The sequence below is a fragment of the Streptomyces sp. NBC_01508 genome (assembly GCF_045040315.1).
Lineage (GTDB): Bacteria > Actinomycetota > Actinomycetes > Streptomycetales > Streptomycetaceae > Streptomyces.
The window spans coordinates 2,162,552-2,177,266 of sequence record NZ_CP109419.1 but is presented as its reverse complement, the minus strand read 5'-3'; the positions used below and the strand labels follow the sequence as shown (position 1 = coordinate 2,177,266).

Annotated in this window: 15 protein-coding genes; 8 read left to right on the top strand and 7 right to left on the bottom strand. The window is 72.2% G+C overall.

The genetic code is table 11. The features are described 5' to 3' along the window. Positions 1-8 precede the first annotated feature (8 nt). On the bottom strand, positions 9-1,163 hold the full coding sequence (locus tag OG700_RS09800) for a PucR family transcriptional regulator (protein WP_405611866.1): 1,155 nt from the start codon (positions 1,161-1,163) through the stop codon (positions 9-11). Positions 1,164-1,338: 175 nt separating this feature from the next. Here OG700_RS09800 and OG700_RS09795 point away from each other — a divergent pair, with 175 nt between their 5' ends. Next, positions 1,339-2,265, top strand: a complete 927-nt coding sequence (locus OG700_RS09795) for a proline dehydrogenase family protein (protein WP_405611864.1) — start codon at positions 1,339-1,341, stop codon at positions 2,263-2,265. A gap of 95 nt (positions 2,266-2,360) precedes the next feature. Then, positions 2,361-3,992, top strand: coding sequence for an L-glutamate gamma-semialdehyde dehydrogenase (pruA, locus tag OG700_RS09790; protein WP_405611862.1), 1,632 nt, complete (start codon positions 2,361-2,363; stop codon positions 3,990-3,992). A gap of 141 nt (positions 3,993-4,133) precedes the next feature. Here pruA and OG700_RS09785 read toward each other — a convergent pair whose 3' ends face one another. From OG700_RS09785 to OG700_RS09770, 4 genes are all read right to left on the bottom strand, one after another. Next, positions 4,134-4,967: a DUF1206 domain-containing protein gene (locus tag OG700_RS09785; RefSeq protein WP_405611860.1), complete on the bottom strand. Its 834-nt coding sequence runs from the start codon at positions 4,965-4,967 to the stop codon at positions 4,134-4,136. A 69-nt stretch (positions 4,968-5,036) separates the two neighbouring features. Further along, the gene (locus OG700_RS09780; protein WP_405621558.1) at positions 5,037-6,176 is read right to left on the bottom strand and encodes a lysophospholipid acyltransferase family protein; all 1,140 of its coding nucleotides are present in this window, start codon (positions 6,174-6,176) and stop codon (positions 5,037-5,039) included. Between the two features lie 245 nt (positions 6,177-6,421). After that, entirely contained in the window at positions 6,422-7,300 is an 879-nt protein-coding gene (locus OG700_RS09775; RefSeq protein WP_405611858.1) for a phosphatidate cytidylyltransferase, read from the bottom strand. Then, positions 7,297-7,872, bottom strand: a complete 576-nt coding sequence (locus OG700_RS09770; RefSeq protein ID WP_405611856.1) for a CDP-alcohol phosphatidyltransferase family protein — start codon at positions 7,870-7,872, stop codon at positions 7,297-7,299. Before OG700_RS09770 ends, OG700_RS09775 begins: the two co-directional genes overlap by 4 nt. A 101-nt stretch (positions 7,873-7,973) precedes the next feature. Between OG700_RS09770 and OG700_RS09765 the strand changes: the two genes are divergently transcribed. Next, the gene (locus OG700_RS09765; protein WP_405611854.1) at positions 7,974-8,519 is read left to right on the top strand and encodes a GNAT family N-acetyltransferase; all 546 of its coding nucleotides are present in this window, start codon (positions 7,974-7,976) and stop codon (positions 8,517-8,519) included. A 109-nt stretch (positions 8,520-8,628) separates the two neighbouring features. On the opposite strand, the gene OG700_RS09760 is transcribed toward OG700_RS09765, so the two are convergent. Next, on the bottom strand, positions 8,629-9,462 hold the full coding sequence (locus OG700_RS09760; protein ID WP_405611852.1) for a hypothetical protein: 834 nt from the start codon (positions 9,460-9,462) through the stop codon (positions 8,629-8,631). Then, on the bottom strand, positions 9,459-9,797 hold the full coding sequence (locus OG700_RS09755; RefSeq protein WP_405611850.1) for a PadR family transcriptional regulator: 339 nt from the start codon (positions 9,795-9,797) through the stop codon (positions 9,459-9,461). Before OG700_RS09755 ends, OG700_RS09760 begins: the two co-directional genes overlap by 4 nt. Positions 9,798-10,089: 292 nt before the next feature. Between OG700_RS09755 and OG700_RS09750 the strand changes: the two genes are divergently transcribed. The 5 genes from OG700_RS09750 to OG700_RS09730 all read left to right on the top strand — a co-directional run bounded on the left by OG700_RS09750 (position 10,090) and on the right by OG700_RS09730 (position 14,714). After that, a complete protein-coding gene (locus tag OG700_RS09750; protein WP_405611848.1) occupies positions 10,090-10,218 on the top strand; it encodes a hypothetical protein in 129 nt (42 codons plus the stop codon). A gap of 160 nt (positions 10,219-10,378) precedes the next feature. Further along, positions 10,379-11,419: a 3-isopropylmalate dehydrogenase gene (locus tag OG700_RS09745; protein ID WP_405611846.1), complete on the top strand. Its 1,041-nt coding sequence runs from the start codon at positions 10,379-10,381 to the stop codon at positions 11,417-11,419. Positions 11,420-11,647: 228 nt separating this feature from the next. Continuing rightward, positions 11,648-12,751, top strand: coding sequence for a branched-chain amino acid aminotransferase (locus OG700_RS09740; protein WP_405611844.1), 1,104 nt, complete (start codon positions 11,648-11,650; stop codon positions 12,749-12,751). Between the two features lie 101 nt (positions 12,752-12,852). Then, positions 12,853-13,458 carry a helix-turn-helix domain-containing protein gene (locus OG700_RS09735; RefSeq protein WP_405611842.1) on the top strand — a complete coding sequence of 202 codons (606 nt, stop codon included), beginning with the start codon at positions 12,853-12,855 and terminating at the stop codon, positions 13,456-13,458. Beyond that, positions 13,455-14,714 (top strand): MFS transporter, encoded by a 1,260-nt coding sequence (locus OG700_RS09730; RefSeq protein WP_405611840.1) that lies wholly within the window; start codon positions 13,455-13,457, stop codon positions 14,712-14,714. The genes OG700_RS09735 and OG700_RS09730 overlap by 4 nt, the downstream gene beginning before the upstream one ends. Position 14,715: the final 1 nt, after the last annotated feature.

Sequence of the window (14,715 nt, the reverse complement as noted above, 5' to 3'; positions counted from 1 at the left end):
CGGTGCTGTCATCGCCGGCGAAGCCGCGGATCCTGCGACGACCTCAGCCGTGCCGACTTCAGCGCCATGTGCAGCAGCAGCCGGTCCTCGCCGTCCGCCAGGTCCAGGCCCGTCAGCTGTTCGATGCGGGACAGCCGGTAGTAGAGCGTCTGGCGGTGGATGCCCAGCTCGGACGCCGTACGGCCCGCCTGGCCCGCGTGGTCCAGGTAGACCTCCGCCGTGTGCGTGAGGTCCGTGTGCGCGGGCGTCAGCAGCGGGCGCACCGCGGGGTCGGTGACCGGCGGCAGCGCCGTCAGCAGCCGGTACGGGCCGATCCGCGACCACTGGGCGACGGGGCCGAACCGGGGCTGCGCCGCCGAGGCGCGGGCCGCCGCGACCGCTTCGTGCCAGGCGTCCGGGAGTTCCGCCAGGGCGCTGCGCGGCGTCGCCGCCCCGGCGGTGGCTCCCGGGTCCGCGGCGTCGCGCAGCCGCGCCGTGGCCGCCAGCGCGGGCGCCAGGGCGTCGCCGGACCGGAGCCGTACGAGCACGGCCAGCGACAGATCCGGCAGCGTGCACAGCGCCGCCGTGCCGGCCACCGCGCGCACCGTCGGGTCGGCGCCCCGCCACGGCGCGACGCACACCACCATGTGCGGCCCGTCCGCGCCCGGCCCCAGCGCGGTACGCAGCGCCTCCATCGCCATGTCGCGGTGCCAGCCGCGCTCCGCCGTCAGTACGGCGCGGAACTCACGCGCCAGGTCGGCGCCCGCCCGCACCTCCTCGGCGAGCAGCGCCCCGATCCGCCCCGTCACCTCCATGGCCGCCGCCAATCGGTCGTCGGCGGGACCCTGGCCGGTGTCGTCGAGCAGCCATACGTAACCGAGCACCGTGCCCCGGTGCCGTACCGGCAGACAGATCCGCCCCCGGAAGACCCCGGCGTCCGGTGCGGCCGGGATACGGACGGGGCCGGTCGCGCGGGTGATGCCGAAGCCCTCGAACCAGGCGCGCACCGCGGGGGTGGACTTGCGCGTCAGGATCGACCGCGTCCTGACGGGGTCCATCACGCCCTCGTCGTCGCTGTCGTGCACCCCGAAGGCGATCAGTCCGAAGTCGCGGTTCTCCAGCGTCAGCGGCATGCCGAGCAGCGCCGAGATCTCGTCGACCAGCTCCTGGTAATCGTCCTTCATCCGGACATTCTCGCACCGCCTTCAGACATATGTCTGAGATCCCGGCCACGGATGCGTGACAGGTGTCGATGGCAGAGGATCGGACCGATCCCTAGATTTCACAGTGGTTCTCCGTGGCGTCGCCGGGCGTTCGCGCCCCGTACGGCCTGCTCGTTCTCTCCTGTGGAGGTGCCCTGTGCTGGGTCCCGTGATTCTCGCCGCGTCGCGCAGCGACACGATGCGGCGCGTCGTCTCGGCCGCGCCGGTCACCAGGCCCGTCGTGGACCGCTTCATCGCCGGCGAGACCGTCGACGGTACGACGCCCGTCATCCAGGACATGGCCGAAAGCGGCCTCGAAGTCACCATGGATGTCCTCGGAGAGGACATCACCGACCCGGCCGAGGCGCTGCACGCCCGCGACGCCTACCTGAAGCTGATCGAGTCCCTGGCGCCGCTGGGGCTCGGTACCCGCGCCGAGATGTCGGTCAAGCTCTCCTCCTTCGGACAGGCCCTGCGCGGCGGCCACGACCTGGCGCTGCGCAACATCACCACCGTCGTCGAGGCCGCCACCGAGATCGGCACCACCGTGACCCTCGACATGGAGGACCACACCACCGTCGACTCGACGCTCGCCATCCACAGCACACTGCGCGAGCGCTTCCCCGAGACCGGCGCCGTCGTCCAGTCGTACCTCTTCCGTACGGAGGACGACTGCCGCGCACTCGCGGCGGCCGGCTCGCGCGTACGGCTCGTCAAGGGCGCCTACAAGGAGCCCGCGAGCGTCGCGTACCAGGACAAGGGCGACGTCGACAAGGCGTACGTGCGCTGCCTCAGGACCCTGATGGCGGGTGACGGCCACCCGATGATCGGGACGCACGACCCGCGCCTGATCGCGATCGCCCAGGAACTCGCGATACGGGCCGCACGCGCGCCCGACGCGTACGAGTTCCAGATGCTCTACGGCATCCGCGAGGCCGAGCAGCGCCGCCTCGCCGCCGAGGGCCACCGGGTGCGCGTCTACATCGCCTACGGCACCGACTGGTACGGCTACTTCATGCGCCGGCTGGCGGAACGCCCCGCCAACCTCGCCTTCTTCCTGCGCTCGCTCGCCACCCGAGGCTGAGCGGCCGTTCACGACCGCAGGCCACGACCCGCCGCACCCGCCGCCCACCAACCGTCGACCGTAAACCGTCTACTGAACAAGGAGATTCGGCACCCATGGACGCTGTGACCCAGGTCCCCACGCCGGTCAACGAGCCGGTGCACGGCTACGCCCCCGGCTCCCCGGAGCGCACCCGCCTCGAAGCCAAGCTCAAGGAGCTGGCCGACCACCCCGTCGACCTGCCGATGACCATCGGCGGAGAGAAGCGGATGGGCGGCGGCGAGCGCTTCGACGTCGTACAGCCGCACAACCACCGGGCCGTCCTCGGTACGTACGGCAACGCCACCGAGCGGGACGCCCAGGACGCCGTGGACGCCGCGCTCGCCGCCGCCCCCGGCTGGCGCGCGATGGCCTTCGACGACCGCGCCGCGATCATCCTGCGCGCCGCCGAGCTGCTCTCCGGGCCGTGGCGCGAGACGCTCGCCGCCTCGACGATGCTCGGCCAGTCGAAGACCGTCCAGCAGGCCGAGATCGACACCCCCTGCGAGCTGATCGACTTCTGGCGCTTCAACGTCTCGTACGCGCGAGGCATCCTCGCCGAGCAGCCGCCGGCCAACTCCACCGGCGTGTGGAACCGGCTCGACCACCGCCCGCTCGAAGGCTTCGTATACGCGATCACGCCCTTCAACTTCACCGCGATCGCCGGCAACTTGCCGACCGCGCCCGCGCTCATGGGCAACGTCGTCGTCTGGAAGCCGTCGCCGACCCAGACGCACGCCGCCGTGCTGCTGATGCGTCTCCTCGAAGAGGCGGGGCTGCCCAAGGGCGTCATCAACCTGGTGACCGGTGACGGACTCGCCGTGTCCGAGGTGGCCCTCAACCACCCCGAACTGGCGGGCATCCACTTCACCGGCTCCACCAAGACCTTCCAGCACCTGTGGAAGACCGTCGGCGGCAACATCGAGAAGTACCGCTCCTACCCGCGCATCGTCGGCGAGACCGGCGGCAAGGACTTCGTCGTCGCCCACCCGAGCGCCGACCGCGGCGTCCTCAAGACGGCGCTGACGCGTGGGTCGTTCGAGTTCCAGGGCCAGAAGTGCTCGGCGTCCTCGCGGGCGTACGTCCCGGCCTCGATCTGGAACGACGGTTTCAAGGAGGAGTTCGCGGCGGAGGTCGACGCCATCGCCATGGGCGACGTCACCGACCTGTCGAACTTCATCGGCGCCGTCATCGACGAGCGGGCCTTCGCGAAGAACAAGGCCGCGATCGACCGCGCCGCCGCCGACCCGACGTGCGCGATCGTCGCCGGAGGCACGTACGACGACTCCGTCGGCTACTTTGTCCGCCCCACGGTCATCGCCTGTACCGACCCGGCCAACGAGGTCTTCACGACGGAGTACTTCGGCCCCATCCTCGCCGTCCACGTCTACGACGACGCGGACTACGAGGCGATGCTGGCGCAGATGGAGTCCGTCTCCGCGTACGCGCTGACCGGCGCCGTCATCGCCGGTGACCGGGCGGCGGCGGCCGAGGCGATGGCCAAGCTCCGCTACGCCGCCGGCAACTTCTACATCAACGACAAGTCGACCGGCGCCGTGGTCGGCCAGCAGCCCTTCGGCGGCGGCCGTGCCTCCGGCACCAACGACAAGGCGGGCGCCCCGCAGAACCTGATGCGGTGGACCCTGACCCGTGCGATCAAGGAATCGCTCGTGTCCCCGACGGACTACCGCTACCCGCACATGGGCTAGCCGTACGTCCCCCGCAGCCCCCGCCCCCGTGCCGGCACCCCAACCCGGTTCGGGGGCGGTGTCTTCCTTGTGAAGAGGTCGCTCCGCCGCCCTCGCCTTCTTACGGAGGCGAGGGCGGCGGCAGTGCTGTCGGCGGCGGTGTCAGACCTTCCGGTGGCGTGCCATGCCGAACGAGAACATCCCGAAGAGCACCAGCCCCAGCGCGACCAGTACCAGCAGCCAGGGACCGGCGGGGGTGTCCGTGAACGCGCGCAGCGTGTCGTCGAAACCCTTCGCCTTGTCCGGCTCGTAGTCGACGGCCGCCTTGACCACGAACCAGCCCAGCGCCGCGAACAGCAGTCCGCGCGCCAGTCCGCCGCCCACCCCGGTCACATCGGTGTACCGCTTCGCCCCGGCGGACATCTGCCCGAGCTTGAGATGCTTGCGGTACGACCGCTTCGCGGCGCGTACCCCGATCCACAGGCCGGCGGCCAGGATGCCGATACCGCCGGCGCCGACGAGCCACTGGCCCGCGGGCAGTTCCAGCGCCTTGGCCGTGATGTCCTGCGACTGCTGGTCGCCCGACGAGCCGCCCTTGTCGCCGGCCGCGAAGCTGAGCACGGAGTAGGCCACGAAGCCGTAGAACAGGCAACGCCCGGCCGACAACAGCCGCTTGCCCGCCTTGTGGCCGTCGGGTCCCGAGGCGCCGAACAGCGCCTCGGACAGCCGCCACAGGCACATGCCGACGAGCCCGATCCCCAGCGCCCACAGGACGAACGACCCCATCGGCTTCTCGCCGATCTCGGCCAGCGCGCCACCGCGGTCGGCCTGCTTGCCGCCGCCCTTGAAGGCGATCTGGAGTGCCAGCAGCCCGATCAGCAGATAGATCACGCCACGTGCGAGGAAACCCCAGCGCGCCGCGGCGTCCATCGCCGAACTGTTCGCCGCCTGGCGGCCCTTGGAACGACCTCTGAGTGACATCGTGCGTGCGTTCATGTGACACCCTCCCCATCGCCCGTCGGGTGCCCCCGGCGCGGACGGGGAAACGGAGGGCGACGACGGCGCTCAGCTCCAGCCCGCCACGATCAGTGACAGTCCGGCGGCGAAACCGGCGGCGAGCAGGGCCACGTACGCGCCGTAGTGGCGGCGGAAGCGGCGCAGCAGCAGACCGAGCACGGCGAAGCCCGCACTGACCGTCAGGGTCCGCGAGCCCCGCGCCCGGGCGGACTCCGCGAGCCAGTCGGCCGCCGGCACGTCGGCGCGGCCCGCCTCGGCGGCGTACACCTTGAACGGGATGCCGTTCCACGGCTGGTGGCGTACGGCGGACGCCGATTCGACCGCCAGTTCGTGCCGCACCTCCGCCCGCATCCGGTCCGTCGTCAGCGGCGCGGGCAACTGGAGCCCCGTGTTCGCGAGTTGGAGCGCCAGCAGCCCGCCGGCCAGGCTTCCGGCGAGCGCGGCGAGGGAGAGCCGCAGCGCCGCACGGGGGACGGCCACACAGGCGACACCCAGCAGGAGTTCGGGCATCAGCGGCCAGCTCAGCGCCTCCGCACCGGCCCAGGCGAAGGCCAGCGGCAGGCCCCATCTGGAGGTGGCCACCGCCGCCACCCGGCGCCGGACGGGGGAGTCGCGCAGCGGCTCCGTACCCGTACGGGCGTGCAGCGCCGCGACCGCCGCCCGCGCGTCCTGCGGCGTCGCCGACCGCGGCAGCGGCTCGCCGATGCTCACCCGCACCAGCGACGCGCGCAGCCGCCCGTGCTTGGGCAGCAGCCGGTCCGTGCCCGCGATGGCCACCGGTACGACCGGGACGCCCGCGCGCTCCGCGAGCACCAGGGCGCCGCGGTGGAAGGCGCCGACCGCGCCGTCCGCCCCGCGGGTGCCCTCGGGGAAGAGGACGACGGCTCGCCCGGCCCGCAGCCCGTCCGCCATGGACATCAGGTCGTCCATGCCGCCACCGGTGCGGCGTACGGGGAACCCCGCCGCCAGCACCCGGCACACGCGCCGTCGCCACGGCGAGGCGAACCAGTAGTCGGCCGCCGCCCCGATCGCGGGCCGGTGCCGTGCGTCGAGCGCCGCCAACAGCGCGGCGGTGTCGGCGTGCGAGGAATGGTTGGCCACAACTACGCACCCACGGGGCGGCAGTTGACCGTTTCGCCGGACACCGCCGGTGACGGTGAGGACGACCCACCACAGGGCGCGCCGCAGTACCGCCCCGAGGCGCGAGACCGCGACGGCGGGGTCCGGCGCCGGTCCGGGGCCGCCGGAGACGGCGCGCCGCCCCCACCCACGCCCCCGTGTCCCGCGCTCGCAGAGCCCGCCGGGCCGACCGCCCGCGACAGCAGCCGCGCCCGCGCGCCTTCGCCGGTGCCCGACGACCGTCGCGCGGCGCAGGCGGCGCCGCAGTCGTCGCGGCCCCGCGCCCGCCGCCGTACGGGCAGTGGTCCGTGCGGTCATGCCGTCACCACCATCGCGAGCAGAAGAGCCAGCAGCAGGGAGTCGATCCGGTCGAGCAGCCCGCCGAAGCCCGGCAGCCAACCGCCCGCGTCCTTCACGCCCGCCTCCCGCTTGACCATGGATTCGAGCAGGTCGCCGAGGACGCAGCCGGCCAGCACCGCCGCCCACAGCAGCGGTGTGAACTCCCCCACGGCGGCCAGGGCGAGGGCGGTCGCCACCGCGGCGCCGAGGACCCCCGCCCAGGTCTTGCTTGGGGACAGGGGCGACAGCGGCCGGGCGAGCGGGCCACGCCGCCCCAGCGCCGTACCGCCGCACCACGCCCCCACGTCGCCGAGCGCCACCGCCAGCCCGACCGCGACCGCCGTGTCCTGAAGGACGACAAGTCCGGTGAGCGGGAGGGGAATCCACAACAGGGCGAAGACGGTGCGCGCGGAGCGGGTGAAGCCCCGCTCGTGGTCCCCGGCGAGCAGCGCCGGCAGCGCCGCCGCCACGAGCAGGAGCGCCACCACCCTGAGGTCGACCGCCCGCGGGTCCACCGCGTCCGGCACCAGCCACGCCAGGCCCGGCAGTACGACGGCGGCCACGGCCAGTACGGCGTGCTCCGCGGCCGGCAGCCCCGCCATCCGTACGTACTCACTCACCGCGGTCACCCCGAGCGCCGCGGCGAGCGCGAACGCGCCCCCGGCGCCCAGGAGCAGCGTCCCGAGGAACACCGGCGCGGCGATCGCCCACGTCCGCCACCGCTTGCGCAGCTCCGCCCGCACCGCGACCCGCGACGGCAGCGCCGCCACCGCGATCCCGCTCGCCCCGAGGGCGCCGGCGACGAAGGGGACGGCGCGCCCCACGGCCTCGCCCGCGACGATGACGGCGCTCATGCGAGTTTCCTCCAGATCCAGCCGAACCGGACGGCCGCGGTGAGCGCGGAGCCCGCCGCGATCACGACGAGCACCGGCACCGCCCAGCCGGTCGCGGCGGCGATGACGACGAGCAGGCAGCGTTCGGTCTTGCCGACGGGGCCGCCGTTACGGCGCGGCGCGCCCGCCGCCGTACCCGCGAGGGACACCCAGGACGGGAGCGTCGCCGCCAGGCCCGCCACCGCGACCAGCCACAGCGGTGCCAGCGCGACGAATCCGGCCAGGACCACCAAGTCCGCCGCCCGGTCGCCGAGTTCGTTGAGTACGGCGCCGCGCCGGGTCGTCCGGCCGGTGTCCCGGGCCAGCGCCCCGTCGAGATTGGCGAAGGCCAGCCGGGCGGCGAGGAGGGCGGCGACGGGGAGCGCGGCGAGCGGTCCGGCGGGCAGCCAGGCCACGGCGGCCGCCGCACCGGCCGCGCTGACGACACCCGCCGCGGTGAGCGTGTCGGGCGACACCTCGCGACGGACGAGGGCGGCCCGGACTCCGGAGAGCCGGGACGCGTACCAGGGCTTCAGTGCGTAGAGGCCGTTCATGCAGCCAACTGTCGCGGCAGGTACGTCTTTTCGACATCGAGCACCTACTCAACCGGGCACTGAGTACGTGCGCGGGCGCCCGGCCTGAAAGAGTGAGACGCATGTCAGACCCGCTGCGCACCGCCCACACCTTCGAACTCGACCCGGCGACCCTCGGCGAGATCCGCGCCCTCCTCGACGACGCCTTCGACGGGGACTTCAGTGAGGAGGACTGGACGCACGGGCTCGGCGGCGTCCACGTCCTCGTACGGGACGGCACAGGCGCGCTCGTCGCCCACGGCAGCGTGATCCAGCGCCGGTTGACGCACGCGGGGCGGTCGTACCGCGTGGGGTACGTCGAGTCCGTCGCCGTACGCGCGGACCGGCGCGGGGAAGGGCTCGGCGGCCGGGTCCTGGAAGTGCTGGAACGGGTGATCGGCCGGGCGTACGACGTCGGCGCGCTGGGCGCCTCCGACGACGGCGCCCGGCTCTACCTGTCGCGCGGCTGGCACCTGTGGCGGGGCCGGGTCGAGACGCTGAGCCCGGAGGGGGTGGTGCGGCTGCCGGAGGAGGAGGGCACGACCTACCTCTGGCCGGTGCCGGACCGTGAACTCCCGTCCGCCGAAGACGCGTTGGTCTTCGACTGGCGTGACGGCGACGTGCTGTAGACAACGGCCCGCCGCCCCGCCCGTCGCACCCCGCCCGGCCCCCGCCCCCGTCCTGCCCCGCCTCCGTCCTGCCCCCGCCCCTACGCCGGTGGCCGCGCCGCGCCGTTCCTCAGCCCTCGGCGCTCCGGTCCTCGGCCCTTCCCTCGGCCCTGTTCTCGGCTCCGTTCCCGGCCCCGTTCTCCGTCTCGTCCCGCGTCCTGTCCTCCGCGCCGTCGATCACGTCCTTGCGGACACCGGACTGGGCGGCGATCCCGACGGCGACGGCGATCGGGATCAGGACGGCCAGGTTGAACTCCACGGCCCCGGAGCCGTACAGGAACGCCAGGATCAGCGTGCTCACCGCCAACGCGCCCAGCAGCGCGAGCGTCTTCCGGCCGAAGTGGAAGCTCCACCGCGGCGTTCCGGGCCGGGTGGCGACCGTCGCCGCCGGTCCCGCGCTCGCCGCCTTGGGCCGCTTGAGATACAGGTAGTACGTCCACTGCCCGCACGGCTCCCAGCCGTCCGGGGCGAGTTCCGACTCCACGGTGTCGCGCTCGCGGTCGATCAGCACCTCGCGCCGGTACTCCCAGCGCAGCGCCGCGCCGACGGTGCGGCGGCAGACGAAGCGGCCGAAGACGTCCAGCCGTTCGACCTCCCAGCCCTGGTCGCCGTAGGCGTTGAGCAGCCTGCGGTCGTTGTAGATGTCGGTGGTCCACTTCCACGTCTCGGCGGTGGCCTCCGGCTCCTCGGGATCGCCGTCGTCGCCACCGCCCGTGAGCCGGGCGGCGAAGTCCTCGACCGGGCCGAACTCCTCCTCGGCGCGGGAGCCCGTCTCCGCCAGATACGCCGTCAGATCGGTGACGGTGACGGTCACTTCGCGCTGTGCCATGCCACCGGCGCGCAGAGCGGTGGCCAGTTGCTCGAAGTAGCCGGTCTCGTCGGCGGATCGCTTCGGGTCACTCATGACGCCCCCTCGGTGCGCAGCATGTTCCGCACGGTGGTGTGGAACTCCAGCCAGTTCCCGCTCTCGGTGGCGAGTCGGCGCCGGCCCTCGTCCGTCAGGCGGTAGTAGCGCCGCCCGGGGCCGCGTTCGGCGGCGCGGAACTCCCCGACGACCAGTCCGGCCTCTTCGAGCCGGTTGAGCACGGGGTAGAGCGTCCCGCCCTTGATGTCGCCGAGACCGGCGCCCGCGAGGGCCTTGGAGATCTCGTACCCGTAGCTCTCCCCGTCGGTGAGACAGGACAGGACAAGGAGGTCGAGTACCCCCTTGAGCCAGCTGGATCTGCGGTCTGCTGTCATGGCTGTATTCCATCACCACCTAGATAGGAATGCAACCTAGGTCGCTATGCCGTATTGAGGTCGCCGTCTCAGATAGTAGGACGTCCGACTAACTGTGGAGACAGAACGGCCCGGCTCCCTTAGCTTTGTAGGAGCCGAACGACTCGCTCGACCCAGCGAACGGCGGACGCGAGCAATCGCCCCACGCAGGCAACCCCTGCGGCGCGTGCTCCCCGCCCATCCGGCGCCTCGCAGATGCCTCATACGGCTTCTCCCCGCCGTATGCCTCAGCTGTCTCAAGGAGTCGATCATCATGGCCGAGACGACAGTCCGCCGCGTCCGTCATCACGCCCGTGGCAGTGAGTCCGACCGCAAGAACGCCGCGGCGGCCCTCCAGCGCGCCCTCGACCGCAGGGACAACGGCGGCTCCACCGGCCATTGAGCCGGGGCGTCCCACCACGTCAGCCGGTGCCGTAACGCGCGCCGTAATCCGCGCCGTACCGACGCGTCGTACCCGATGCCGAACCCCACGCGAAACACGCGACTGTCCGAATCGTGGACCACGCGTGTCAGGCACTGGGACGCGCAGTAAGGTGCCCGTCATGTCTCGCAGCATCAACCTCGCAGTGATCCCCGGTGACGGCATCGGCCAGGAGGTCGTGGCCCAGGGCCTGAAGGTCCTCGGCTCCGTGCTTCCGCAAGATGTGAAGCTGGAGACCAAGGAGTACGACCTCGGCGCCCGGCGCTGGCACCGTACCGGGGAGACCCTCCCGGACGCGGAGCTGACCGCGCTCAAGGCGCACGACGCGATCCTCCTCGGCGCCATCGGCGACCCGTCCGTGCCGTCCGGGGTCCTGGAGCGAGGGCTGCTGCTGAAGCTGCGGTTCGCCTTCGACCACTACGTGAACCTGCGCCCGTCCAGGCTCTTCCCGAACCAGGCGACCCCGCTGGCCGGCCGCCCGGAGATCGACTTCGTCGTCGTCCGCGAAGGCACCGAGGGCCCGTACACGGGCAACGGTGGTTCCCTGCGCACCGGTACGCCCGCCGAGGTGGCCACGGAGGTCAGCCTCAATACGGCGTACGGCGTGGAGCGTGTCGTGCGCGACGCGTACGAGCGTGCCGACTCCCGTCCCCGCAAGAAGCTGACGCTGGTCCACAAGAACAACGTCCTCGTCTACGCGGGCCACCTCTGGAAGAGGATCTTCGACCTGGTCGGCCAGGAGTACCCCGACGTCTCCACCGACTATCTGCACGTCGACGCCGCGACGATCTTCTTCGTCACCCAGCCCGAGCGTTTCGACGTGATCGTCACCGACAACCTCTTCGGCGACATCCTCACCGACCTCGCCGCAGCCGTGACCGGCGGCATCGGCCTGGCCGCGTCCGCGAACATCAACCCCGACCGGGCGTTCCCGTCGATGTTCGAGCCCGTCCACGGCTCGGCCCCGGACATCGCGGGCCAGGGCAAGGCCGACCCCACGGCCACGATCCTCTCGGTCGCACTGCTGCTGCGGCACCTCGGCTTCGACGCCGAGGCCGCCCGCGTCGAGGGGGCCGTCGCGGCCGACCTCGCGGAGCGCGGCGGTGTGCCCCGTACGACCGACGAGATCGGTGACGCGCTCGTCGTACGAGTAGCGAGCTGACCCGCCGACGACTCTCACAGCCGCCGGGTCACAGCACCCGGCGGCTGTGCTTTGCGGCCACCGGGTGTCACCATCATCCGTAGGGCCGCATTCACCCCGTTTCATGCACCGCCCCGCCACGCGCGACAATTGTGGTGGGCCGTGGCATCAGGGAAAGCTCGGACGTCCTAGTACCTGTAGCGGCGTGAGCGCGGTCCGTCACACACAACCGGTGAAGGACAAGAACTCATGACCACGCCCACGACGCAGTTGCCCACGCTCGCGCTCAAGCCTTCGTCGAATCCGCTGTCCGACGCGCAGCGCGAGGCGATGCTGGCCGCCCCCGGCTTCGGCCGCCACTTCACCGACAACATGGTGACGATCAGGTGGACGGAGGGCCGGGGCTGGCACGACGCGCAGCTCGTTCCGTACGGGCCGCTCTCGCTCGACCCGGCCAACATGACCCTGCACTACGCACAGGAGATCTTCGAAGGACTCAAGGCCTACCGCCGCCCCGACGGCACCGTCGCGACCTTCCGGCCCGAGGCCAACGCCCTGCGCTTCCAGCGCTCCGCGCGCCGGCTCGCGATGCCCGAGCTGCCCGTCGAGACGTTCATCGAGGCGTGCGACGCGCTGGTCCAGCAGGACGAGGCGTGGGTCCCGCCGCACGGCGGCGAGGCGTCGCTGTATCTGCGGCCGTTCATGATCGCGGCCGAGGTCGGCCTCGGGGTGCGCCCCGCGAACGAGTACCTGTTCCTGGTCATCGCCTCCCCGGCCGGCGCCTACTTCCCCGGCGGCCTGAAGCCCGTCTCGATCTGGCTCTCCGAGAACCGCGTCCGGGCCGTTCCGGGCGGCATGGGCGACGCCAAGACCGGCGGCAACTACGCGGCGTCCCTGCTGGCGCAGGCCGAGGCGGCGGCACAGGGCTGCGACCAGGTCGCCTACCTGGACGCCGTGGAGCACAAGTGGGTCGAGGAACTGGGCGGGATGAACCTGTACTTCGTGTACGGGGACACGATCGTCACTCCCGAGCTGTCCGGCTCGCTGCTCGCCGGAATCACCCGTGACTCGCTGCTCAGACTGGCCGGCGATCTCGGCTACACGTCGCAGGAGCGCCGGGTCTCCATCGACGAGTGGCGGCGCGACACGCAGAACGGCACCCTCACCGAGGTCTTCGCCTGCGGTACGGCCGCCGTCATCACCCCGGTCGGGCTCGTCAGGTCGGCGGGCGGCGAGTGGACGCAGTCGGGCGGCGAGCCCGGCGCGGTCACGTCGCGGCTGCGCGCGGCGCTGCTGGACATCCAGACGGGGCGGGCCGAGGACGTTCACGGGTGGATGCACCAGGTGGGCTGAGGGACGCGGTCCGGCACCGTCGTACTTTGAAGGGCCGGCTGTGAAGGGCTAGATGCAGAACATCTCTTCGCGAAGGGATGTTCTGCATCTATGCTCTCTTCATGACGACCGACTCAGGCGATCCGCTGGGCCCCGATCCGGAGCACGACATCACGCTCGACGCCGCGGCGCTGCGCGTGCTGGCCCACCCCATGCGGCTGGTCATGCTGAACGCGCTGCGCGAGCGCGGGCCGTCCACGGCGCGGAGGATGGCCAAGGAACTCGAACTGGACTCCGGGGCGGCCAGTTACCACCTGCGCCGACTGGCGGCCGGTGGACTCATCGAGGAGGACCAGGAACGGGGCACCCGGCGCGACCGATGGTGGCGGGCGCGTCACCATCGGTCGTACCACGATCCGGCCACCGCGGCGCCGGACGAGCGGCAGGGCAGCCGCGCGTACACGAACGCGGTGGTCCTCGGCTACGGCGACCAACTGCGCAGGCTCGCCGCGGTCGTTCCGCTCTTCCCGGACGACTGGTTCGAGGCCTCGATCTTCAGTGACTACACCATCAGCCTGACGCCGGACGAACTCAACGAGATGAAGCGTGAGTTGGTGGGCGTGATCGACAAGTACCGAACACGGGGCGCGGGTTCGGACGCGGAGCCGACGAGCGGGACGGAGTCCGCGACAGTGTCCGTACAGCTCCAGATGTTTCCGCGGCTGTGATACCCGAGCCCGCCCGGCCCGTACGGCCGCCGGCCGCCTACCGCGATCCGAACGTCCTGCGCTGGCTCGGTGCCCACACCACCTCCGTGACCGGCGACATCGTCTACTTCCTCGCCCTGACGTGGGCCGTCACCCAGGAGTCCGGTCCCGCCCAGGCCGGTGTCGTGCTGGCCGCCGGTGCCGTGCCGCGCGCCGTCCTCATGCTGGCGGGCGGCGTCGCCGCCGACCGGTTCGGGCCGCGCCGCGTCGTCATCGCCAGCGATCTCGTCCGCTGCGTGGTGGTCCTCGCCGCCGCCACCGCCGCCTGGCTCATCGGCACGGAGCTGTGGATGCTGGTCACGCTGGCCGTCGTCTTCGGCTCCGTGGACGCGCTGTTCATGCCGGCGGTCGGGGCGATGCCTCCACGGATCGCCGCGACGGATCAACTCGCCCAGGTGCAGGGCCTGCGCCTGCTGTCCGTCCGACTGAGCAACACCGTCGGCCCGCCGATCGCCGCCGTGGCGCTGTCCGTCAGCGGCTCCCCGGGAGCCTTCGGCCTCGCCGGGGCGCTCTTCACCGTGTCCCTGATCCTGCTCCTGGCCGTGCGCGTCCGCCCGTTGCCGCCCCGGAGCACGCGGGACGGGCGGGACGCGCGGGACGTCCCCTCGCCCCGGCGGGAATTCCGCGACGGCCTGCGCTATCTGCGCGTCAACCGCCGCGTCTCGTCCCTCGTCGTCGTGATCGGGCTCGGCGAGATGTGCTTCAGCGGACCGGTCAGCACCGGCGTCGTCCTCCTCGCCGACGAACGCGGCTGGGGCACGGCCACGGCGGGCTGGATCCTCGGCGCCTTCAGCATCGGCGGGGCGCTCGCCAGTCTGCTGCTGGGCGTTGTGCGCCGTGTCCCGCGCGCCGGACTCACCATGTCCTGCGCCCTGTTGCTGACGGCGGCCCTGGTCGTCGCGACGGGCAACGCCCCCACCGCTGGGCTGTCGATCGCGCTGGGGGCGCTGCTCGGTACGGCGAGTGGCGTGGCCATGGTGGTCAGCAACGCCCTGCTCCAGAAAGAGACCGATCCCCGCTACCTCGGCCGCGTCACCTCCGTGATGACGCTGTGCACCCTGGGCCTCAGCCCGCTGCTCTATCCACTCGTCGGACTCGTCGCCGCCGGCTGGGGAATCGGTGTCTTCTTCGCGGGCTGCGGCGTCATCTGCGTACTGGCGGCCGGCACCGGCCTGCTGGTGCGCTCCGTGCGTACCGCCGTGCTCCAGGACCGTTGAG

Excerpts from the sequence above, each read along its gene's own strand:
- OG700_RS09770 (WP_405611856.1), bottom strand. The coding sequence starts at position 7,872 with ATGAACGGCCTCTACGCACTGAAGCCCTGGTACGCGTCCCGGCTCTCC.
- OG700_RS09735 (WP_405611842.1), top strand. The coding sequence starts at position 12,853 with ATGACGACCGACTCAGGCGATCCGCTGGGCCCCGATCCGGAGCACGAC.
- OG700_RS09745 (WP_405611846.1), top strand. The coding sequence starts at position 10,379 with ATGTCTCGCAGCATCAACCTCGCAGTGATCCCCGGTGACGGCATCGGC.
- OG700_RS09765 (WP_405611854.1), top strand. The coding sequence starts at position 7,974 with ATGTCAGACCCGCTGCGCACCGCCCACACCTTCGAACTCGACCCGGCG.
- OG700_RS09750 (WP_405611848.1), top strand. The coding sequence starts at position 10,090 with ATGGCCGAGACGACAGTCCGCCGCGTCCGTCATCACGCCCGTGGCAGT.
- OG700_RS09755 (WP_405611850.1), bottom strand. The coding sequence starts at position 9,797 with ATGACAGCAGACCGCAGATCCAGCTGGCTCAAGGGGGTACTCGACCTC.
- OG700_RS09740 (WP_405611844.1), top strand. The coding sequence starts at position 11,648 with ATGACCACGCCCACGACGCAGTTGCCCACGCTCGCGCTCAAGCCTTCG.
- OG700_RS09785 (WP_405611860.1), bottom strand. The coding sequence starts at position 4,967 with ATGAACGCACGCACGATGTCACTCAGAGGTCGTTCCAAGGGCCGCCAG.
- OG700_RS09800 (WP_405611866.1), bottom strand. The coding sequence starts at position 1,163 with ATGAAGGACGATTACCAGGAGCTGGTCGACGAGATCTCGGCGCTGCTC.
- OG700_RS09775 (WP_405611858.1), bottom strand. The coding sequence starts at position 7,300 with ATGAGCGCCGTCATCGTCGCGGGCGAGGCCGTGGGGCGCGCCGTCCCC.
- pruA (WP_405611862.1), top strand. The coding sequence starts at position 2,361 with ATGGACGCTGTGACCCAGGTCCCCACGCCGGTCAACGAGCCGGTGCAC.
- OG700_RS09760 (WP_405611852.1), bottom strand. The coding sequence starts at position 9,462 with ATGAGTGACCCGAAGCGATCCGCCGACGAGACCGGCTACTTCGAGCAA.